This is a genomic window from Pseudomonas lactis (assembly GCF_001439845.1).
In the GTDB taxonomy this organism is placed as follows: Bacteria; Pseudomonadota; Gammaproteobacteria; order Pseudomonadales; family Pseudomonadaceae; genus Aquipseudomonas; species Aquipseudomonas lactis.
On sequence record NZ_JYLO01000026.1, the window covers coordinates 1 to 21,744 of the forward strand.

24 protein-coding genes are annotated in these 21,744 nt (G+C 60.2%); all 24 read right to left on the minus strand.

Features of this window, described 5'->3' with window-relative positions:
- Positions 1–162: 162 nt before the first annotated feature.
- Positions 163–3,987 (minus strand): TipJ family phage tail tip protein, encoded by a 3,825-nt coding sequence (locus TX24_RS29620; protein ID WP_057712030.1) that lies wholly within the window; start codon positions 3,985–3,987, stop codon positions 163–165.
- Between the two features lie 57 nt (positions 3,988–4,044).
- The gene (locus tag TX24_RS29625; RefSeq protein WP_057712031.1) at positions 4,045–4,626 is read right to left on the minus strand and encodes a tail assembly protein; all 582 of its coding nucleotides are present in this window, start codon (positions 4,624–4,626) and stop codon (positions 4,045–4,047) included.
- Entirely contained in the window at positions 4,623–5,378 is a 756-nt protein-coding gene (locus TX24_RS29630) for a C40 family peptidase (protein ID WP_057712032.1), read from the minus strand. The genes TX24_RS29625 and TX24_RS29630 overlap by 4 nt, the downstream gene beginning before the upstream one ends.
- 3 nt (positions 5,379–5,381) lie before the next feature.
- Positions 5,382–6,131: a phage minor tail protein L gene (locus tag TX24_RS29635; protein WP_057712033.1), complete on the minus strand. Its 750-nt coding sequence runs from the start codon at positions 6,129–6,131 to the stop codon at positions 5,382–5,384.
- Between the two features lie 10 nt (positions 6,132–6,141).
- Positions 6,142–6,480: a phage tail protein gene (locus TX24_RS29640; RefSeq protein ID WP_057712034.1), complete on the minus strand. Its 339-nt coding sequence runs from the start codon at positions 6,478–6,480 to the stop codon at positions 6,142–6,144.
- A gap of 2 nt (positions 6,481–6,482) precedes the next feature.
- Positions 6,483–9,896 carry a phage tail tape measure protein gene (locus TX24_RS29645; RefSeq protein WP_057712035.1) on the minus strand — a complete coding sequence of 1,138 codons (3,414 nt, stop codon included), beginning with the start codon at positions 9,894–9,896 and terminating at the stop codon, positions 6,483–6,485.
- A gap of 10 nt (positions 9,897–9,906) precedes the next feature.
- On the minus strand, positions 9,907–10,203 hold the full coding sequence (locus tag TX24_RS29650) for a DUF1799 domain-containing protein (RefSeq protein ID WP_057712036.1): 297 nt from the start codon (positions 10,201–10,203) through the stop codon (positions 9,907–9,909).
- 17 nt (positions 10,204–10,220) lie between these two features.
- On the minus strand, positions 10,221–10,610 hold the full coding sequence (locus tag TX24_RS29655; RefSeq protein ID WP_057712037.1) for a phage tail assembly chaperone: 390 nt from the start codon (positions 10,608–10,610) through the stop codon (positions 10,221–10,223).
- A gap of 3 nt (positions 10,611–10,613) precedes the next feature.
- Positions 10,614–11,270 carry a phage tail protein gene (locus TX24_RS29660; RefSeq protein ID WP_057712038.1) on the minus strand — a complete coding sequence of 219 codons (657 nt, stop codon included), beginning with the start codon at positions 11,268–11,270 and terminating at the stop codon, positions 10,614–10,616.
- Between the two features lie 72 nt (positions 11,271–11,342).
- Positions 11,343–11,759: a phage tail terminator-like protein gene (locus TX24_RS29665; protein WP_057712039.1), complete on the minus strand. Its 417-nt coding sequence runs from the start codon at positions 11,757–11,759 to the stop codon at positions 11,343–11,345.
- Entirely contained in the window at positions 11,756–12,391 is a 636-nt protein-coding gene (locus TX24_RS29670) for a hypothetical protein (RefSeq protein WP_057712052.1), read from the minus strand. Before TX24_RS29670 ends, TX24_RS29665 begins: the two co-directional genes overlap by 4 nt.
- Positions 12,392–12,408: 17 nt before the next feature.
- Positions 12,409–12,777 (minus strand): hypothetical protein, encoded by a 369-nt coding sequence (locus tag TX24_RS29675; protein WP_057712040.1) that lies wholly within the window; start codon positions 12,775–12,777, stop codon positions 12,409–12,411.
- 17 nt (positions 12,778–12,794) lie between these two features.
- Entirely contained in the window at positions 12,795–13,298 is a 504-nt protein-coding gene (locus TX24_RS29680; protein WP_057712041.1) for a DnaT-like ssDNA-binding protein, read from the minus strand.
- A gap of 59 nt (positions 13,299–13,357) precedes the next feature.
- Positions 13,358–13,933, minus strand: a complete 576-nt coding sequence (locus tag TX24_RS29685; protein WP_057712042.1) for a hypothetical protein — start codon at positions 13,931–13,933, stop codon at positions 13,358–13,360.
- Positions 13,934–13,982: 49 nt separating this feature from the next.
- Positions 13,983–14,951 (minus strand): major capsid protein, encoded by a 969-nt coding sequence (locus TX24_RS29690; protein WP_057712043.1) that lies wholly within the window; start codon positions 14,949–14,951, stop codon positions 13,983–13,985.
- Between the two features lie 11 nt (positions 14,952–14,962).
- Entirely contained in the window at positions 14,963–15,673 is a 711-nt protein-coding gene (locus TX24_RS29695) for a hypothetical protein (RefSeq protein ID WP_017736505.1), read from the minus strand.
- 87 nt (positions 15,674–15,760) lie between these two features.
- Complete coding sequence (locus TX24_RS29700; protein ID WP_057712044.1) at positions 15,761–16,114, minus strand: Gp49 family protein; 354 nt, start codon at positions 16,112–16,114, stop codon at positions 15,761–15,763.
- Positions 16,115–16,127: 13 nt separating this feature from the next.
- Complete coding sequence (locus tag TX24_RS29705; RefSeq protein ID WP_057712045.1) at positions 16,128–17,216, minus strand: minor capsid protein; 1,089 nt, start codon at positions 17,214–17,216, stop codon at positions 16,128–16,130.
- The gene (locus tag TX24_RS29710) at positions 17,191–18,651 is read right to left on the minus strand and encodes a DUF4055 domain-containing protein (protein WP_057712046.1); all 1,461 of its coding nucleotides are present in this window, start codon (positions 18,649–18,651) and stop codon (positions 17,191–17,193) included. Before TX24_RS29710 ends, TX24_RS29705 begins: the two co-directional genes overlap by 26 nt.
- On the minus strand, positions 18,651–20,138 hold the full coding sequence (locus TX24_RS29715) for a terminase large subunit (RefSeq protein WP_057712047.1): 1,488 nt from the start codon (positions 20,136–20,138) through the stop codon (positions 18,651–18,653). The genes TX24_RS29710 and TX24_RS29715 overlap by 1 nt, the downstream gene beginning before the upstream one ends.
- 1 nt (position 20,139) lies before the next feature.
- Positions 20,140–20,748 carry a hypothetical protein gene (locus tag TX24_RS29720; RefSeq protein ID WP_057712048.1) on the minus strand — a complete coding sequence of 203 codons (609 nt, stop codon included), beginning with the start codon at positions 20,746–20,748 and terminating at the stop codon, positions 20,140–20,142.
- A 9-nt stretch (positions 20,749–20,757) separates the two neighbouring features.
- On the minus strand, positions 20,758–21,180 hold the full coding sequence (locus TX24_RS29725) for a hypothetical protein (protein ID WP_057712049.1): 423 nt from the start codon (positions 21,178–21,180) through the stop codon (positions 20,758–20,760).
- Positions 21,177–21,368, minus strand: coding sequence for a hypothetical protein (locus TX24_RS29730; RefSeq protein WP_057712050.1), 192 nt, complete (start codon positions 21,366–21,368; stop codon positions 21,177–21,179). Before TX24_RS29730 ends, TX24_RS29725 begins: the two co-directional genes overlap by 4 nt.
- Positions 21,365–21,580 carry a hypothetical protein gene (locus tag TX24_RS29735; protein ID WP_057712051.1) on the minus strand — a complete coding sequence of 72 codons (216 nt, stop codon included), beginning with the start codon at positions 21,578–21,580 and terminating at the stop codon, positions 21,365–21,367. The genes TX24_RS29730 and TX24_RS29735 overlap by 4 nt, the downstream gene beginning before the upstream one ends.
- Positions 21,581–21,744: the final 164 nt, after the last annotated feature.

Sequence of the window (21,744 nt, forward strand, 5' to 3'; positions counted from 1 at the left end):
CGCAAACCGCTGAATACTTTGTCGGCTCGACGCCAGGAACCGCAATATCAACGTATCTACCGGCACTCTTTGGCACCAAAGCCGAATACGTAACCCCCACGGTAAATGAGGTCTCATCAAGCTCCAGTACTCCAGTAGGACCCCACACCCTCGCGCCGAAACTCATGCGTTAAGATCTCCCCATTGATAGCGCTTAATTCCTCCGGCATCGAATATCTTGCCACCAGCATTGTTTATTACTTGGCGAGCCTGCCCAGTTCCCAGTGAGCTATTGATTTCAAAGGTCCCGTCGAAGAACAGCTTCCAGCCAGCCTTGCCTGGGTCATAGTTGTTCGACTGGATGTAGTTACCGATCTTGGCGTTGGTGATAGTGCCGTCCTGGATGAACGCGGCCTTAATGAAGGTCTGCCCCCCCTGGACTGCGAACGGCACCGATCCGGCCTGGCCGATGGCGAACCTGTCCGCGTCGATGATGAACTGCGACTGCAGTCCACCCGGACCGTTCTCAAGCCCGAGCCCAATACCGGCGTACTTGTAGAGCCCGGTGGCGGTCTCGTACTGCATCCGCACCGACCAGTTCGCCGTGACCTTGCCGTCGACCGTTTGAATGGCCGTGGCGTTGGTCTGGATTGCGAGAGTATTGCCGCCAACCGTCGTTTGAACCGTGTCAATACGCTGGCCAAGCGCCTGATCAGCATTCGTCCTCGCAGTGATTTCGCCCTGGACTGCTGCGGCATTGCTTGCAGTCTGTGCCGTGACGGTATCAATCCGCGTAGAGAGAGCCCCATCGGCGTTGATACGCGCGGTTTGCTCGGAGACAACCGCAGCGGCGTTTGTGGCAACCTTCACTTCCACTGTGTCGGTTCGCTGCCCCTGCACCAGGTCGCCCTCGATCAGGGCAGACTGAACAGACCAGACACCAACGTAGCTTTCGTCAGAGCCGATCAGCGCAGTGCCATCACCCTGAAGCGGTGGATTGACCTGCAAGTAGATGCCGTCGACCCGCTGCGCCGTGGTTGTGACCTTGCCGTCGAGCGTGGTTACCGAGGCCTTGAGGGTGCTTAACCCGCTCGCCGTGGCGTTCACGCCGGTGACTGGGTCGTTGACCGTAACCTTCACCGCATTGAGCTGTTGCGCCTGGGCGGTGATGTCCTGGCCATGCTGGTTGATCGTCGCCGAGTTCTGCTGAACCTGCGTTGCCAGGGCATTCACCGTCTGCGTTACCGTGCCGATGTCGGTCCAGTAGGTGGCGTTCGGTGGCGGGCTGTTTGCCGGTACCGGGCCATTGGCCTGATACAGATGCTGGCCCATGCGCACGATATCGTTAAGCGAGTACGCCTTCCCAGGGTCGTACTCCAGCGCGTCGACGATCTGGTCAATCAGCCCTTCCAGCTCATCCTTGGCCGCTTCGATGCGCCCATTGACCGATCCCGGGCCATTGCCGTCGATAAGGTTGATGCGCTCGTTGAGCAACTGCCCCAGGGACGTCTCGTCGATCTGCCCTTTGATCTGCTCAAGGATCGGCCCAGCATCCGAGCTGGCCTGGCCCATCACCCCATTCACCACTGGATAGAACGGACCGATGTTGCCGGTACGGTCCACCAGGCGCGCCCAGAAGAAAAATGTCGCGCCCGCCAGCAGGGACTGCATACGGTAGTCGGCCTGCGGATATGCCAGGTCGGCCAGCTTTGTCGCGGCCTGCAGGTTGTTCGCCGGACCGTACCAAAGCTCGGTCCGCTGGGTGTCCTCGGCGCCAGCAGGGAAGCCCCACTTGATGCCGATGCCGAACAGCTCGCTGGTGGTGGTCAGGAACGACACCGCCGGCGGCAGGCCCGTCTTGCCTTCCAGGTTGGTCAGGCTGGAGTTTTTCCAAATCGACGAGATTTCGAAAGCGCTCACTGCACGCACCCGGGCCAGGTAGGCGCCCGAGTAAATGCCAGTGACGTCTACGCTCGTTGAGCCAGTACGCTGCACCTTGATCCAGTTCCCGTTGTCCTTGCGCCACTCCACGTCGTACGCCACGGCACCGGTAACGGCTGGCCACGAGATGTTCATGGTGCTGATGGCCAGGCCCTGGTCGATCGATACGTTCGATGTGACTGTGACGCTCGCCGGCGCCGGAACTATGGTGATCGGAATCACGCTGATAGGGCGCTCTTCCAGGCGCGCGCCGGTGTCGATGCTGGCGAACTTGCTTGGCTCGTACTGCAAGGCGCTGATGTCGTAGTCGCCTTCTGGCGTCCGGGCAGTCCTCATCACCCTATATAGAGGGATTGCCAGGTCGTCCGCGTCGATTGCCCACTGGAGCTGTGCAGCCGGAGCCTCGCTGTAGGCAACGGTCACGGTTACGTTGCGGCCGCTCACGCTTTCCACGGTGCGCCCCTCTGCCCGCCCGCCGGGGAGGTTGATCACCAGCCGGTCGCCAGCCTTGGCCAGGGTGTCGCGGTCCAGGGTGATGACCTTCCCGGCCGACGCGGCAATGCGCCCGCCGATCTCCCGGCCCGCCAGTAGCGAGTCGGCGACTGGAATGATGAAGCCAGGCAACGGGATACGGCCTTCCATGCCGGTCCTGAAGTTGATTGTGCGGTCCTGGTTGTTGCTCAGGACCAGCCATTTAGCACGGCGCTGGGCCTCAGATGCGCGAGTGCAGCCGATGGCACTGATCTCCGTAGGTTTGTCACCCAGGCGGCGCTGGAGTGGAAGGTCGGAATAGACCGTGACGTCGGTGTCGTAGTTGTTCAGCGGGTTGTCATAGCTGACCAGGCAGCGAGTGAAGCGGGTCTTCGCCGATGCGCTGCCGTAGGAGATCTTGCCGTCGATGACGTTGGACCGGGTGAAGACGTAATCGATGTCCTGCGCCCGAGGCATATCAGCCTGCATGACCAACTGACCCTGGGCCCAGTACGTCATCCCGCGATAGATACCGGCGATGTCGCGCAGCAGTGACCAGGCATCTGCCTTGCCCTGCAGGTTCATATCGCACAGGAAGCGTGGCTCAACGCCGTCGGCACCATTGGGCACCATCTGGTCGCAGTATTGCGCGATGCGGTACAGCTCCCACTTGTCCACCATCCACGGCTTGATGCGGCGGCCCAGGCCAAAACGGTCTTGGGTGCAGATGCCGTAGGTGATCCAGGCCGGGTTATTGGTCCAGGCCTCTTTCATGGTGCCATCCCAGGCGCCGGAATAGGTGCGGGCCACTGGGTCGTAGTTGCTCGGCACCTGCCAGCGGCGGGCTTTGCACTTCACGGTAACGGCCGGGATATTGGTGAATTGTTCGGCGTCGAACTCGATAAAGAGCAGTGCGGTGTTCGGGTAGCGCAACTTTGCGTCGATCACCTGGGTGTAGCCGGCGATGAAGAGGCTGTCTGCGATCTTGTCGGTATTCTGGTTTGGGGTGATTCGGCGAACACGAATCAGCCAGCCACTGGTTGCCGGTGGCAGGTCAATGCGCAAGGATCGCTCGTAGCGCGTAGTGGTCTTGCCGGTCATGGCTCCGACCAGCACCTCCTGATAGGCCCCGCCATCAGTGGCAACGTCTACAGCGTACTGGATGCTGTAACCACCAATATTCCCTTCGCTGTCCTGGCTCGCAAGCCGGGGTGTGGCCAGGCGGATGCGCGCCGCCGATAGTTGCAGGTTGGTCAGCGATTGGACCCACGGCGTGCCGCTGCGTAGCTCGATGTTCAGGGAGGTCTCGTTGTCGACCGATGGGATACCCGGGATGTAGGTCTGCTCAACGGAGCCTGGGCGCCAGTCCCACTTCACGTTGGTGAAGTTGAAATTGCCGCTGGCATCCTGAATCGGGGTGTTGTCGAGGAAGATATCGCGCGCAGTGGGAGTGCCGTCGAATTCGCCCTCGCCCACCGCGATCAGGATCTTGGCTATGTTGGTCGAGCGCAGGCTGTCGGGCGCCTCTACAGGGGCCTTTGGCTTGCTCTCGCCACCTTTGGCACCGTGAATATCCAGCTTCTGTGCTGCGCCCATGCTTTCCTCCAGGCAATAAAAAACCGCCTCTTGGGCGGCCTGCTCGATGCGTCGTGGTTATGTCTTGTCTTCGGCGTAGACCGATGCCGAGATGATCGCCCCGCCCCACCGGCGCTCGCCGATGCAGATAGGGACGGGGTTACCGCTGGCGGTGGTGTTCTTTGCGCTCCCAAATGCGTAGCTGGGCATGTTTTCAGGCGATGCGCTCTGCTTGAGTCCCGCTGCCTGTGGACTAAGCATCTGAATCACACCGCCGGCGAGTAACGCGATGCCAGTACTGAGGGTCGCGCCTCCGGTAAAATAAGACGCGGCGATCAGTACAACACCGATGATTGTTTGGAGTAGGCCGGCGCGCTTTGCGCCCTCTACCACCGGCACAATCCGAACTTCCTTGGTGCCACCCATGCCGAATTGATCCTGCCCGGCGTTCTTCCGGTTGCGGAAGATGGCGAAGCGCAGGCCGAGCCGGTCAAGTCGACGGATCTCTGCTTCGAATCCGTCAATGGTTGCCTTCAGCGCCCTGAACACCTCCCATGTGTCGCCCGAGCCAACCTGGCGGCGGTGCAGCCTGCCGAACTTCTGGGCCAGCGAGCCGGACAACTTGATAGTGGTCATCGGCGAATAAACGATGGCGCTCATCTAGCCTCCTTGTGTCGAAGAATTAAGCGGGTGCGCTGGAGCCACGGGCCACCGTAGATGAACACCTCGGACGGCCGGCCATACATGTGGTGCAGGACAAACGGGCCAGGTCCGAAAATGCCGGCTTCTTCGCCAGGCAGCGTCGGGTCAGTCCCCAGGTAGATCCCTGCGTGGTTTGGGTGGGCCGTGCGACCGACCTCCATCACGATCATATCGCCGCGCTGTGGGCTGTCGACTTGCTCGAATCCGGCTGCGGCGTAATTCGCCTCGTACAAGCTGGCGCTGTCTTCACTCTCCCACCAGCCATCAGCGCGCTGGAAGGCCTCGAACTCAAGGCCCCACTCGCGCTGGTACCAATCAGCGCAGACCTGCCAGCAGTCCCAGGCGCCATGTACGAACGGGCGCTTGAGCAGCGGCGTGCTGCCGGTCGGCGTGATCGTGCGCAGGTCGCCCTCGGGCCAGGACAGAATGTGCCAAGGCAAGGCCGTGGCCTCGCACATCGCCAGGTCACGCGATGACGGGCGACTGGTGGCGTCCGGGTGGGAGTGAACGATGCCGATCACCTGACCCTGGTCTTCTGCCGCGGCGTAGTCCTCTGGGTCGAGCCGGAACTCTTCGTTTGGCTCGGTGGCGATGTTTCGGCACGGGAAGTATTTCTGCGCCCTGCCCACGGCCAGTACCAGCCCGCAGCACTCTTTCGGGTACTCGGCGACCGCATGCGCCTGGATGGCCGCAATGATGTGTTTGCGCATTATTCAGCTCCGGGCAATGAGTGACACAGCGGGAAATCCCCCGAATGGGTAGGGGTTGCCCTCGCCAAAACGCGGGATGCAGCCCTTGCCCAGGGTGGCGTCGCACACGTCCAATTCAGGATCATCGGTAACCACCCCGTCTTTCGTGACATAGGGGCCGGTGTAGCCGCAGTTGGGGCCTCTGTAACCCCCCGTCAGGCACCAGTGGCACAGAGTGGTCATCTGCCTGCCGATCGTCTCGCCGCCAACGTCGCCCGGGCTGGCCAAGTCCCAACTGACCGTTTCACCGTCCTCGTTGGTCTTCTGGTCGACATACCAGACCTCGATCGATTCCTGGGTTGGGTCGGCCGTGGGGTTGCCGCCCTCGAAGTTCACGGCGTCGAGAAACTCGGCCAGCGTATTGCGAATGGTCAGCTTGAACTCGAGCAGATCCTCGAAGGCCAGGCAGAGGGCGGTGATTCGCCCGTTGACGTTGCCGACCGACAACTTGGGCCGCACAGCCGTACCGTCACCATTCGCCTCGCTGCCCTCGTATTGCATCGGCCAGGCACCGTACTCATCGCCCTTCCACCAGATCGACTTGGCCGGCAGCTGGTCAGCGTTGCCGCCGGCGGCGATCAGTTCTGCAGGTGTATGCGGTATCGCATGACCATGAAAGCGCAGAACATCGGCGCCGTAATCGCTGCCGTCCAGCTCAAACAGCATGACTTCATTGCCAGGCTCAAGAGTCTGGATAGCGTTGATCAGCGACATGGATTGACCTTTACGGGTGGAAGGCGCGCTCGAACGTCGCCGTCACTTTGAATACGCCCCCGCCCATGGGCGTAGGGGTTGGGTTCTTGCAGGTGAACAGGCCAAGCTGGCCCAGTGGAGTGGTCCACAAGAAGGCCTTGGCGCCCTTGTGACGGTCGAAGAACGCCATCATGGCCAGGGCTGTGGCCGTGTTGCCCGTGTGGGTGATCGGATAGGCATCGACTTTGTTGTTGATGCCGTCCCCGACCTCTTGCTTATAGCCGTCTCCGAACTGCGAGGTGCGCACCCGATACGTGATATCGGGCGCCTCCCCGTGCTGGGTGGCCCAGGTGAATGTCTCGATCGCCATGGTTACCTCCCGTTGATGACTCGCCAGATTGAACCGCCAGGCTGAAGGCCCTTGGCAATTGCGGTTTCTGCCTCGGTCTTCGCTGCCTGCTGAATGCCCTTGCCGAGCTGCGTGGTGTCTTCTTGCGTGGCGGCACCGCCGTCGCCGGTCGTTTGCACGGATACCGACACGGGGAAGTTGTAGGTGTTTCCGCCGCCACCGCCTGCCGCCGCCATGATCGAACTGCCGCCCGTCATTAATGGCGTGACGCTGCCACCCTGAGCGCCCGTCATGAGGTACGACCGGCCACCCTGATTGAACAGCTCGGGTCCCTTTTCGTTTACCTCATAGAGCGTGTTCGGATCGACAGGCCCACCTGACGCCCTGCCCTCTACCAGAGCGCTGCCGATGCTGGAGCCGAAACTGCCAGCACCTGCGCCCGCCGCCGCACCGCCACCGAAGTACGCGCCAAGCGCGCTACCGGCAAGGCTCGAAAGCAATCCGGAGGCCGCCTGCCGAGTTGCGATACGCGCCATGTCCGCCAGAATCGACCTGGTGAAGTCGGAAAACGAAAGTTTGCCAGTGACGGCAAAATTCGCGACCGCGTCTTCCATCCCGGAAAAGGCATTGGTGAACAGGATTTTCGTCTGGCCCGCCACATCGTTGGCAGACTGAAGGTAGTTCTGGAAGGCTGAAGAGGCCCCGCTACGCCAGTTGCCTTGGGCCTCTGACATCTGGTCGTAGTTGTCGACCACCGTGGCGCGGTACTTCCTTTCCGCATCCTCCAGGCTGGCGAGGTCGCGCATGTAGTCTTCCTGACTGTATTTATCAGGCGCTGTCTTGCGGCGATCCAGAAGTTTGGCGCGCTCGTCGTTGAACTTGTCCGTGGTTGCGTCGAGGCTAGCTTGCAGGCCTGCTTCGCGGTCACCGAGCCCCAGACCATTCGCGGCACGTGAGCCAGCAGCTTCCAGTGCGGCACGCTGACGCTCCAGCTGATTGACGTACGCCTCAGAGGCGGCCGTCAGTTGCTCCAGGCGACCCTTCTCGTTTGTGGCGATAACCGTCAGCTGGCTGTCTGCATCCTTCTGAGCCTTAACCATCCCCTGCCGTGCATCGGCAATCTTCTGGTCAATCTGGATGCTCTGAGCCGCCGTTGTGCCTTTCTTGGCCTTGGCAGCCTCCAAAGCGTCGATCTCGGCCTGGTAAGCCGCGGTGACATCATCCTTTTCCTGATTGATCAGGGCCGACCGTTGCTTGGCATAGTCCGACAGAGAAACCACGCCGGCCTTCTGCTGCGCCTCCAGCTCCTTCTGGGCGTTCCGGTATTCATTGACGATATCGGACAGGTTGTTTTTGGCGTTGTTGAAGCTGGTCAGATCGACTTGGGTGGATGCGGCCTTGGGGTCTTTGTACTTGTCGTTGATGTTGGCGGTGTTCTTGTCGATAACCGCCTGAGCCAGGCGAGGATCGTTCGGCGCGACCGCGCGAATATCGTCGAGTTGCTTTTTGTACTCTTTTAGCTCGTTCGTCCGTTTCTGCTCGTTCGTCCACGCGGACTTGGTGAGCGAATCAACCTTTTCTCCGGCGACAATTGCCGCCTGCTCAGCCTTGCCCCGATCATCCAGGAACTTGATGCGCTGATTATCTGCATCGCGCTGCAGCTCAAGGAAGCGAATTTGCGCCTCTGTTTCCGCGCGCACCTTCGGGCTAACTTCCTTGGCGTTCATCCTCACGCCACCAACGTCAAACGCCTCTGAGCCGGTGAGAGTGGCGCGCAGCTCCTTGATCTGGTCATCAAAGCTCTTCGTGCGGCCCGCCTCGCTGATTCCGCTCAGCGCGCCACTCGCGGCATTCTTGATGCCAAGCCAGGCCCGTTCCCACAGGTTGAGGTTTTCGATCACCTGGCGCGATCTGGTTTGCACGGTGTCGGCATAGGTATCGGTCAGTAGCTTTGTCGCGCCGATCTCGTTGCCTTGCTCTTTCAGGGAGACGATCTGCGCGTACGTGGATGCTGTCAGAAAATGATATTGCTCATTCAGCGATTTAGCAGCGGCCACTGGGTCATCGGCGATCTTCACAAACTCAGCTACCGTCGCATCGATCGATTTGCCGGTGGCCTTCTCCATGGATAGGGCCGCCTCGGCGATCTCCACAAAACTGCCGCTGGCGAGTTTGCCGGTACCGGCGAGGGTGGCCAGCACGTCCGCAGCCTGCCCAGTGGTGCCTACTGTGGCCGCCACCTGGCGCGACATATCGCTCAATTGTCCGGCGCTTGTACCGGCGTAGTTACCGGTGAGGATAAGCGCCTTGTTGTACTCGTCTGCCTCCTGGCTGCCCTTGTTGTAGCCGTAGATCAGAACGCCTACGACTGCCGCAGCAGCAGCTACTGCCGCAACCATCCCCATGATGCTCAGGGATGCGCTGGTTACCGCTGGAGGGAGTGCGCCATAGGCCTTCTTGGCGTTTTCCGCAGCTTCTGCCGCCGTGTTCGAGCTTTCCGCCAGGTCTGACAGGCTTTCGCTTGCCTCGCCAGCATTCTCGGCGGTGTCCTTCGCGCCCGAGGCGATGCCCGCCAGGGATTCACCCAGCACGGCAGCACCGGCGCCGCCGGAAAACAACGACCGAAACTTGTCCTTCAGGGCGTCCATCGTCGGGCCAATGCCGCCGAAAGAGTCCTTGATCTGGCCGCCCTGCTGGATCAGCACCATCAGCGGGTTCTGCCCACCCGCCAGGCTGGTGAAAATATCCGTGAACTGCGCGGGCAGTTGGCGTAACGCCGCCTGGGTTTGTCCTGCTGATACCCCGGTCTTGCGCAAACCTTCGTCGAAGTCGCCCAGCTTGCTCCGGGTTTTCTCGATATCAGCCGAGTAGGCTTTGAACTGGTCGGAATCGATGTTCCCAGCTTTCAAGTGCTGCTTTAGAAGTTCCTGCTGCTGATCGAGCTTTTCGTAAGCAGCTACGGTCGGATTGATCTTGGCGAGGAGCGCTTGCAAGCCCTCGGCTTGAACGCCCGTTGCCGCCGCTGCACCCCTTGTTGCTTCGGCCTGACGATCAGTCGAGCCGACAAGCGCATCCGATTCAGCCTGCAAGCGCCTCTGAAGCGCTGCAAGGCTGCTTACCGACGATCCCGACGACTCCATAGCGGAAGCATTGGTGTTCACGCTGGTAGTCAGGCGCTGGTAATACTCGCTCGACTCCAGGGAGGCCTTCGCCGTTGCCAGAAGGCGAGCCTTGGCCTCGTCGAGCGTCTCGGAAAGCTTGCGCTCAGACGCCGACAAGTCCGCCGTTGCGGCCGCGGCCTTGTCGAAGCCGGCAGACACACCATCAGCCGCTTTCTCAGCCTTGGCGCCGGCCTGCGCGAGATTCTCCAGGTCGGAGGTGGCCTTGACCGCTTCGCCTGAATTTACCGCAATGCCAAGCTCTGCGATCGTAGACATGAGTGCTCCATTATTTCGATTGCTCAGACATGACGAGCAACGCCTCGGCCTCCATTACTTGAAGGTCGGGGAAGATCTCTCTGAGTTGTTTTTTCTTCATGCCGATGAGCTCGGCAACGTCTTGTAGCGCCGTGTAGTCGAGGCCACACGCCCCACCCATTCCGGTGCGCCATTGGGTGTACATGGCATTGAAGAGAACGAAGGATGGCCAGTTGTCAGCCAGCACATCGCAGTCCTCTTCAGGAATGTCGGAAGCCATCAAGCCGAAGACCGCGAGATCTGCATCTGACGGTCCTCGCTGATACATCAGGCGTGCGACCCTGGTCAGTTTCCCGAGCGGACCGGCGCGTAAGCAGCTTGATAAGCGGCCACAATTGCCTCCCCGGCACCGGCCGATGTCTGCACCAATGCACGAATGGAGTCTTGAGAAAGCTTGTCGTCAAACCCCCAGCTCTCAACAAGCGCTTCGACCTGCTCTACTTGTCGCTCAATGTCGGCATCGGTGATGTCGATCAGCGTCAGGTCGTCCGCTTTTGCTTTGAAAGCCTCCTGATCTTCCTTAACTTTCTCCTGCCAGCCAGCAAACAGAGCTGCCAACTCCTTGCGGTTCCGGTACTTGAACTCAAACGGCACCTGGATCACCGCGCCGCCGACACGCGGAATATCTACGACTGCTTTGAACGTGGGGTTTTGGGCGATTTTGAACTTGGCCATGGGTTACACCACCGCTGCGTAGCGGGCTGGACGACCGGTCAGTGCAATGCTGATAACGCGAGTCATCAAGTTGTTACGCGACATGGTCGGAGTCGACGTAATCGACACGTATCCGTTGTAAACGATGCTGCTGCCGCCCGGCAGGTTCAGGCGCAGAACGCGGGGCTGTTTATCATCGTCCGCAGCTTCGCAGGCATCGACATAGGGCTTGGAAGGATCGTCCGCGACCGTGATGGAAAGCGTGATCGGGTTCTTGGTGGTCGGCATCTGCCGATCATCATCGTCAGCCATGAAACCGTAAGTCAGGAACTGCTGATCGCCACCGGTGGAGTTCAGTTCGGTGATCTGCGAGATCTCGGTGAACGAGGTCACTTCGCGCGCAGAACCGACGCCTGAGCCTGCTGGGTATTGCTGCACGTTGGTGGTGTTCACGCCGCCCAGTGCGAAAGTGCCGCTGGCAATGTCCGCCACCCGAACAGCGCGACCGTCGAGACGGGTCCAGCCGGAGTTCACGGCGATGATGTCACCTTCGGCCAGGCCATGCGCCAAAGCTGAGGCCACCGCCGGGTTCGCGTTGCTCAGCGCGGTGAACGGGATTGCCGTACCGTAAGCGGAAGCAATTTCTAACGTTGCGCCGTTGGGCATTTGAATGCCAGCCATTGGTATTTCCTCTTTGCAGATATGAAAAAACCCGCTCGATAGCGGGTTCGTGGTTTTGCCCAATGGGCGGGATCAGTTCGTGTCGGCTCGGTACAAGAACGAGACCGCCACCGTGTAAGTCGGCGGGTCTGTAATGCCTGGGCCTGGGTCAACTGGCGACATGGTCACCACGGTAACGCCAGACTTTGTGTCTCGCGCATACAGCGGGAACAGCGCGGTCAGTTCAGCCACAAGCGGGCTCGTCTTGGTCTTTCCGGTATTGACCGGGGCCACAATGCTGACCTGGTAGACGCCGATGAAAGCGCGGTGGTCGCCAGCGAGCGTGCTGCTCGCGGTTTCGCCTGGTAGCGCGAATGCACGAAGGTAGGTCTCGCCGTCTGCCGGGTCATACTGGATATTCTCAAACACGACCTTGATCGGCTCTGCCCGCGCCTTGCTCCAGGCAAGTAACTTGGCCTCGTAGATCGACGCGATAATGGCGTGGCTCATACCTGGTTGTTCCTTGTGGCTTCGTCGACTATCTGCTGGAAGCGGGCCAGCGTGATCCGGACCATCCCGCCAGGGGCCTGGGTCGAATGCCCATATTCCAGCGGGACGCCGTAGGGAAGATTGTTCACGATGTAGGCTGTCTCGCCAGCCGTAAGTGCCTGGACCTGCAGTCGCAGCTTGGCCAGCGTCACACCGCCAGCCGGGTCGACTTGGTCAAGCGTGCCCTCCGCCGGCGTGCCGATGGAAAACTGCCAGTTACCCCGAAACCGCCCGCCGACATAGTCCCTGCCCGCGACCAACCCGTTCACATTGAAGTTCTGGTCGCGCTCGGTCTTGGTCAGGGGCTTGGCGTACTTCACGCCGCGCCGCAGCTTGCCGGCCTTGGTGAAATTTGATTCGTTGAGGTTGACCAGTGTGTTGCGCACGGCGACCTTGAAGTCATAGTCGTCGGCCGCGCGGGTGTTGGTCTGGCGGTGAGCAACGTTCGCTGCCCAGATTTCAGGATTGCCCACCGGAGACATGCGAATGACGCTGCTACCTATCTCGATAACGATCTCGCGGACGGTCGCATCAATTCCGCCTTTCGCTCGCTCAGCGAAGTCGCGAATGCTCTCGGCAAAGCTGCCGTTCATGCTCGCGTATTTGTTCGTCACGACCGCACCTGCAACTCATACAGGATCGGCGTACCGGCAGGGTTAACCTCTTTTAGCGGAGGAACGATTGACCAGGTGCGGCCTTGGACGACCACCTTGTCGAGCAGCCCGGGTACCCAAGCCAATCCCTGCGCGGCGATCTTGAGTTTTTTGTCGCCCTGCCTGATGAGGCTGTTGTTCTGGAATTCGAGGCCGGTGAAGTCAAGCAGGATGCCCTGGGCGGTTTGCTCGACGGTCGCGCCCGGCGCTTCGCCACCCGTCTCGGGGTCGTACTCGCCCGGTTCAGTCTTGCTGATGGTCACAGGCTGGCCGAACTCTGTGATCATTTCCAGAGCCATCACGGCCATTTCGTCGTAAAAGGCCATGATGGTCTCCATTACAGCTATGCGCGCACTGCGAACAGCCCGCGCTTTTGTAGGTAGTCGGCAAACTGCGCAGCACTCGGCCGGTCCGGAGCCGCCGGCAACAGCCGACCGCTGGTGTTGGAGATCGTCGCGTACTCGCGTGTTACCGCGCCTTCGACACGCTCCAGCGTTACAGCACCCTTTCGCTTGTCGATTGGGTCGATGTCGTCCTGATGAATCTCGGCGGCCAGCGCCATCTGGCCGTACTGAATGCGCGCTGGCAGGTAGTTGTCTGGCTTGATCTGGCAGTCCAGTTCAACACCCCGACGCGGCCAGGACAGGGCTTGCTCGCTGCTCATCTTGCGGCCTTTCCAGGTTTTGCCATCCATCGCCAAGGCGGCCCGGCGAAGCAATGCTTCCTGCTCGGGAACGCCTACGGGGATGACCGTGCCGAATTTCACGGCATACAGGGACAAGTCCTCGGCGCTCGCGTAGCTTTCGGCATCAGGCTTGCCGGTGCCGTCCTCAATGATGAGTGTCATGCGTCAACTCGCTGGAATGGTTTTAAGATTGGCCGTGGGGTCACCGATAGCCAGCATTATCAGGCCTTGGACAGTTCAGCTACGAGCTTTTCCAAGGATTCTTTCGAGGCGTTCGCCCGGTACGGCACCTTCGCTTCGTCGAGCTTGGCTTTCAGGTCGGCGATTTCATTCGCGTCGGCATCTTCCCGACCCGCTTTGTCGACCTGCTGGAGAAGGTCATCTACCTGCAGTTGCAGAGCTTTCACCTTCTCCACTTCACCGTCACGCTCGCGGATGAGGCTTTCCACACCGGCGCTTACCGCTTCGAGCACCTGAAACAGGCGATCAGCGACCGGACCAAGATCGCCTTCGGGGCGCTCCAGCGCTTGGTCAGCGAATGACTCTACGATCAGGCCGACAGATTCGAGCTCGGCACGAAAGGCATCAATGTTGATACTGGAGGTGCCACCATCGATCAGCAGCACCTTCGGCAATTCCTTGACGGTCACGTCAGGCACTTCGTCGGCGGCATCTTCGCGACTTTCGGTAACGTTTGCGTCGATGATGCGCAGGCCGCTTGCTTTGGCGAGTGCCTTAACGTCTTCCTGGTACTGGTGGAACGGACCAGGCAGATACCAGATGTTTTTGTTGCTCATGATCGTGTCCTCGCCAAGCCGGGCACTTGGCCCGACTCAGCTGTCGGGGTTACTTGGAGGCATCACCGATCAGAGCCACACCGGCGGTGTGCTTGATGCTGGTGGCGGTCTTGTCCCAGTTCGAGCCGGTTGCCAGTTCGGCGTCGGTTGGCGACTTGCCACCGGTGGTGGTGTCCCAGGTGTAACCCTTCAGGCCCAGCCCGAAGGTGTAGTCGGTTTGGAGCGTGGTTTCGATACGCTCCTTGCCGTTGGTGGTCTGGACGTTGCTGATGATGTCGCGGCCGTCGTGGACCAGCGCAGCGCCTTGCACCAGGGACAGGATGATTTCTTTGTTCGGGGTGCCGGCCTGCATCAGCGCCGGGGCATCCGTCACAACAGAGATCTTGCCGAGGATGTCCACCACACGGACGTTGCCCGCTTGGAACAACTGCTGCTGATTCGCCAGGTTCTGACCTACCAGCTTGTGGTAGCTGGTGCCCTGCATCACCTGAGTTACCAGGTTCTGGCTCGCATCGCCGAACTTCGCGTGAGCGTTGTTCAGGCCTGCGTAGGTGATGCCAGCGGTAGCCGACACATCGTTGACGGCAGCAGCCTGGGCGGTGATAGCGGCGACCAGGGCGGCGATCGCGGTGTTCAGTTGGTCCTTCAGCAGGATTTCAGCGAACGCACGGCTGGCGACTTCGATGCCTTGGGTGGTTGGACGCTCCAGCCAGGTCATCTGCGATGGCTCGTAGCGGATCGGACCGAAGCCGCCGGCTACCTTCACAGAAGTGTTCTTCAGCTCGGTCAGATCGGTTGCAGCGACAGTAGCGTTCGCGCTGTAGCGGTCCACGCGGCGCTGGGCAGCCGCCAGAGTTTGGAAGAACGACTCTTGGAGGAAGTCACCAGTGAAGCCGTCCGGAGACAGCACGATCGCGCCACGGCTGGCGGCGTTGAAAGCGGCGAGATACTGATCCAGCGTCTCGAGAGTCGCCGGCATGATGTATTCGTTGAAAACCTGCATTTGCGACAGGGACATGGGTTATTTCCTTACGATTGTGGGAGATCCGGGAACCGGCTCGCGATCGCGGCCTGTCGTTCCTCTTTGGTGCCGCCGATTTTTCCTTTTGCGGCCCCGCCGCCACCTCCAGCACCAGCAGCCCCGCCGCCAGATGCCTTACTACCCGCGATCAACGGCGCGAAGGCCGTGTCGTTTGCGAATTCTGCTTTCAGCTCATCCAGCGTTGCTGCCGAGAGCTTGCCCTGCTGGTCGAGGACGACCACAACAGGCTTCCCGTCGCGCTGCTCGACGCTCAGTCGGCGCTCGATGTGCGGCAACAGGGCTTTGGCGCTGCCTGGGATTGCCAGGGCAGACGCGATGTCAGTAGCGGTACGGCCGACGGTCAGATCCCGGATCTGAGTGCTCAGCGTTCCACGCTCCTGCTCCAGCATGCCGTTCAGCTCAGCTTCGCGGCGGTTGTACTTTTCAGACCAGGACTTTTCGAGCTCCTCGACGTTGCCGGACTTGCGAGCGGCCTCTTCACGCTCCAGTCGGGCCTGCTCTTCCGCATCCTTGCGAGCTTTCTCGGCGGCTTTCTTCTCGCCGAGCAACTCTTCCACCTTCGACTTCAGGCCGGTTACATCTTCTGGTTGCGGCAGGCCTTCAATACCGAGGACAAACTTGCCTTCCTTCTCGGTGTAGAGCGATTTAACGGAGTCATCGAGACCGTCAAGAGTGTCCAGCTGATATTTCAAACCCATTTGCTTGTCTCCCAGAGACGATTTGCAGGCCCTGCCCGCAGACATGAAAAAGCCGGCTCATGGCCGGCCTGGTGATTCGGTGTTCGGTTACTTGGCTTCGTGCAGTCGCTGTTTGAGCGCGTAGCCCATCAGCGGCCATACCTTCTGCTCGGCGTTCTGGCGGGCGATCTTGCGGCCCACCTCCGCGTCGAAGTTCTCAGGGCTGGCGCATGCGCTCTCGCCGGTGACGGTGAAGCCGTTGCGCAACACCAGGACGCAGAAGGTCAGCAGATCCAGCGACTTGTCGGTGTATTGCGCCAAATGGGGGTCGCTGCCATGCACGCCGTCTTGAGCAGTGAAGTAATGGCACCCCTTGATATTGGCTTGCAGGTCTGCCGGAGTAACACGCGTCGCGGTCAGGCCCTTGGCTTGAATCTCTTGCTCGATTGCTTGGTCGTTCATGTGGATCTCCAGGTTATTTGATGCCTGCCCGCTCGAACGCCAGAGGCTCAAGAGCCTTCATCTGCACAAGGGTCAGAGGTGAAAAGTTGCGATCAAGCTGCAGCTCGGAGAATCGCTCGATGCTCAGTCCGCCTTCGCGGAACAGCTTGGCGCGGACCGGGCCGATGGCCTTATCTTGGAACGCTGCTGGCTGCTGCTTGAGCCAGTCGTAATAGCTGAGGTCCGCCCTCACCTGCTGGGCGCCGCCGTCACCGATGGATGCCCTTGTGGCGTCCTTGGCGAACAAGGCACTGAAGCGAGTCACCGCCACCACCGTCGAGCGGCAGTTGATGTGGATCGGCGGTCGCGGCCCTTCAGTCAGCTTGAACCGTTGCTTATCCAGCGTCCGGCACTGGCTGGTGGTCTTTGAGTCCAGGGTGCTGACCCACTCCACCGACTGCACGACGTCACTGTTTTCCTTCAGCGTCTCCATGCGCGCCTGTGTGGCGACGTGCTGCACCGCTGTGCGCACTGTGGCTCCGGCGTTACGGTTCGTCGTGGCCAGGATGCCATCGTTGTACTGGAGAGCCTTGGTACCGCGAATATTCTTGATGATCTGGAAGTTGGTTTGGCCTTCGAAGAAGCCCTGCCTGATCGCACCTGTGAGGCGTTGCCGCTCGGTGGCGGTGAATCCATCAATGAACGACTTGAGCAGCTTGCCGCCATCGGCACCGCGCACGCTGAGCGGATTGGTGAGGATCGCCGCCCTGATTGCCGCAGCGCCTGGCACCGCCGCGTCGAAGGTGACGCCCACCGGTGCCGCGCGGGTCAGGCTGGTTGCCTCAAACTCGGCCTCGTAATTGGCGATGTCCACCAGGTCGAGGTTCAGCTTCTCGCTGTACCGGTCGAAGATGCCCAGCAGCAGGCTATCAACCTCGCTCAGAAGCCGCTCCAGGCGGGCGGCGGTGTAGTCCGTCAGATCCGCCCGCGTCAGCCGCTCACGAATCGAGCGATCGATCTCCTTGAGGAAGGGTGCGAACTTTTCCACCTCCCCCGACTTCAGCTGCTCCAGGAACACGGCGTGCCGGATGGTGGCGTCAAGGATTGCTTGGTTTGCCGCCATTCGGAATTACCTCGTCGTCATCCAGGTCAGGCCCAGTGCTTTGCGCTTCCAATTCGCCCCGGATGTCGTCGTCCGTCTTCTCAGGGTTGATAACCCCGCGATCGCGCAGGTACTGCCAGAAGTCGCCTTCAGGCAGCTTGCCGCCCTGCACTGCATTGAACAATGCACCGAGGATCGTCGCGTCCAGAGTGATCTGGCTGAAGTCCTGGTTGAGCTTATAGACCACCTCACCAGGCGCGTTAACGAACTCGGCCATCCATTCCAGGCATTGGCTGTACGCCTCGCTGACGTTGCTCACAACAAGGGAGAGAACGCTGTGTTCGGCGGCGCTGTCGTTGTCGGCCTGGGTTGCGGTCTTCACCGCACTGCCGCGCTCAATCAGTCGGGCGCCCAGGGACACCATGTCCTGCTTCTTGGCGTCCATGGCCTCTTTCACAAGCGTATTCGGCTCAGGTTGAGCAAAGCCGCACGATCCGCTGGCAGGAAGCGTCAGCGGCGCCCTGGAGCCGACATAAATGCCATTGGCCTCAAGGTGATCGCGCCAGGCCTCGTCCAACCCCGAAATCCAGAATTGCGGTTGTCCGGAAAACCACACCGAGTCCTCGTAGTCCGCACTGTTGCAGTAATGACCGATGTTCAGCACGGCCATGTCGTACAGCGGCGAGTCATCGATGCTTGTGTCGTTGTTCTCGCTACCGAGAAATTGAAACGGGATCACGCGCCAGGGTTGGCCGGCGCCGTTCAGCGGTGTGAATGGCGGAGTGGTCATCGAAGTCTCGCTTGAGCTCTCCTGCCACACCTCCTGGGTATAGACGCCAGCCTCATCGAGGCGCAGCACACGGTATTGGGTAACCTTTTCGCTGCCGAAGCCATCATCGGTATCGACGTCCACGGATTCTTGCAGCACTACCAGGCTCAGCAGGTGCTGACCACCGACCTTGCGGGTCTTCCAGTTCCTGATTGATTCGGCCGGATAGCTCGCAACGTTCGCGCGAGCGCGCCCAGCCTGCTCATCTGCCTTGCTCACTGTGCCGGCCTGCACCGCAGCGTAATCCACCAGCAAGCCGTGACGGCCTACCTCGAGCAGGTGACCGATGACCGACTGCGACTGCTGGTAAACGCTCACGCCCTGCCCGTCGACGTCCGTGGCCACGTAATCAAGCGCACCAGGGACGGTCAAGGTTGGCCAGGTACGGAACACTGCGCCCACCAGGCTGTGCTTCGTGCGCCCGGTAGCGTTGTAGAACACGGCCCGCTGCTTGTACGACTTGTACCGCTCAAGGTTCTCAGGGCTGGTGTCGTGCTTGTTGGGCTTGGGCAAATACACATCGCCGCGCCCCTTGACCGTCTCGGAGCCCTTGCACACGTCGCGCACCAGCCGCCAACGGGACTGTGCCGCGTCGTACTCCGGGCGGGTGTATGTGACGTCTGCCATTAGCGTGCGAATCCCATTTTGATTGATTTGACCGGCTTCCGGGCGCTCTTGGCGACAGCGAAATACCGAAACCCGTCGGAGCCGTGAGAGGTCCAGTCGTGTAGCGGCTTGTCTTTCCAGCAGCCGCGCTTGTCGTCCCATTCCTTGCGGTAGTTCTCAAGGCAGGAGACGCCTTGCTCGCACTTCGAGTCGTCGAAGGCGCACTTTGGCAAGATCTCCCGCACCTGCTCGATGCCATCGTTGATGCCGAGCTTCGGAACGACTTGGAACGTCATGCTGTATTTCTGACCGTCGATGTCGTAACCCTCGCGGGCCAATTCCCGGCGAGTCTTGGCATCGCTGCCAAACTCCCGGTTATCGATGTCGTGCGGCCCCCAGTGCTCGGAGTAGGTGTAACCCTTATCCTTAAGCACCTTCATGTAGTGCCGTAGGCCTTCGCCGCTGTTCTCGTAGTAATCGATGACGTGAAACTCTTCACCAACCTGGCGCACGAACCATATGGCCGTGGAGTCGCCGACGCCGATGTCCCAGAAGGTCATCACCTGCAGGTGACTGTTGTTCGGGATCACGCCGATACGCTGCTGCGCATAGAGCTTCGTCAGTTGCTGCGCGTAGTAGGCGCCCTCGACCGACTGCTGGAAGGCTTCGACGGGGATCGACGGGTACTCCCGCTTCATGTCGTCGCCGAGTGTCTTCTCCTTGGCGGCGTACCAGGCTCGCTGGCCTGGGTTCGTGTCAATGCCGTGCTTCGCGAACAGCTCGTTGAAGTAGTCGGTCAGGCGCTGCGGGATGATCACGTCGGTGGGGTCAAGCCAGTAGGCCTTGTTCTTCCACCAGGAGAAGAAGAAAAACTTCCAGTCCAGCAGGCCGAGGGGCACCCCGGATAGCTGCTGACGTTCAGCGCTCTGTGAGTAGTCGAAGAAGTAACCGGCCCTGCCCTCTGCTGTCGATTCGATGGTGACAAAGCAATCGGTGGCGACAGCCTCGAAGGCGCCGGTGACGATCTCTCTGGCCTTGTGGGGAAACTTGGCGCAGATCTTCCCGAACTCGGATACGTGCAGATACCGTAGAGTCCCGCCCCGGAAGGACGTGGACACATAGAGCGATCCGCCCTTGCTGAACACAAGCTCACCAGCAGCATCGTTAGAAGCAGGGTTGGCAGCGCGTATCTCAGCAGGAAGGTTGTCGTAGGCGTATTTGACCTTCTCCCGGAACAGGCGCTTGGCGTCGTTCAGGGTGTGAGCGATCAAGGCACACTTGGCCGACTCGAACAGCGCCGCGTCCAGCTGGATGATGCAGCACTCAGTGGTAAAGCCGAGCTGCCGAGCCTTCAGGATGATGTTGCGAGTGTGCATCCCGTCGAAGTATTCGATCTGCTCGTCCGTCATCCGGAAGCGGACCTTCTTGCCCTGCTTGTCCGTGATGAAGTAGAGGTTGTTCAGGCGCCAACGCTTATCCCGGAGCAGCTTCAAGTGCTCGGGCTTCATATCAGGCGTCCTTCGATAGATCGTCCATCAGTTTCGAGAGTGCATCGGCATCGCTGTTGCCTGACTTGGCGTCGAGGTCATAAGCCTGGCGCTCCAGCGAGATAAGAGTCTTCAGCGTCTCCGCCATTTCCTTCATCGTCTTGGAGCGGCCCGGCAGGCTGATCACCTTGCCATACAGTTCGTTGCGCTTATCGAAGCCGTTGTCGTCCGGGTCGTGCATCAGCTCGCCCAATTGATCGAACAACTCCCGGTTGTCAGTCAGGCATTCCAGTTCGTCCAGCAGCTTGTTGGTGAGCCGCCGGCCGCGAGAGATGTCACCCCGGTGAGCCATCCGCACATTGGCGATGACCTCAGCGTTTACCTCGATGATCTCTCTTTCGGTATCCGCCTGTTTGGTGGATACCTCAGTGGATACCGTGCGTTTGGATACCAGCGAATCAGCCTTAGCCTGTATCTTCGCCTTGAGGTCTCGTTCCCACCCATCCCGCTTGGCGCGCTTATTTACGGCGCCGTGGGTGATGCCCTGGGTCGATGCGATCTCACGGATGGAAAGCAATCCAGCCCGGTAGGCACGTTCGATTGCCTCCCAGTCGGGTTGCTTGGTTGTCATGGGGAATCCTTAGTCTTTCTTGATGATCACTGTGCGGATCGTGCCGCCGGTACTGGTGTCGCGCTTCGATGCCATCTCAATGGCCTGGTACGCACTGGCGCCCATGTCCATTGCCGTGATGGCGTTGTCCGATCCGCTGCCAATTGCGTACTCGTGGTCTACCGGGTACTTGAATAGGCGGCCTTCACTCCAAATGATCTCTGTGACGCAACCGCCGAACGCGACAATAGCCTGGGCATCACACTCTCCCTTGATCTTCGCTCCAAAGAAGGCATCAATCAGATTCAGAATGTCCGAGGTCGAGCCACAGCCGAAGAACATATAGCCTTCGCGCTCGCGCTTCTTGTCTGCGCTATCAGTGATGATCCTTCCATCGCATGTGCGGCGAGAGTCATAGGCGATCACGCCGTCTTTGTAAGCGATGGTCGTCACTGGGTCACCATCTGATGCGTTTGTGCGTGGGCATGGCCGTGGAGCAATCCAACGATCAGGCCCTGGGGCAGCCCGGCCGCCTTGGCGACGTCCACGGCATCAGCAATGGCCTTATCGAGAGCGCTTACCGCTGCATTGATGTCAGGGCTCATTGGCAGAGCGTGGCGCAGGCGGGTGACGTTGCTCACGTGTTGTGCCCTTCCAGAGGCTGAGCAAAGGTGAGCTTCACGCCGTCATCCGGGCAATACGTGGAATAGGTGGCGTTCTGAAGGATCACACCATCTCCCAGCACCTCTGTGGCCGCATCACCGTACTTGGCGATCAGCGCAGCCTTCAGGTCATCCGCAGACAAGGTCAGCGCGATATCGTTGAAGTGGATCAGCGTCTTTTTGATGCCCATGTCTACCTCAATGCTCGCGCCACGATTTGGCGCATTCGAAAACGTGGCGCGGATTACTGTTTACGCCGCTCGATACCCTCAGGCGCCTTTGGGCAACCCATGCAGTGCTCGCAGTTGAGCGTCTTGCACAGCCAGGCCTTGACCGCCTGCCAGTAAGTGACCAT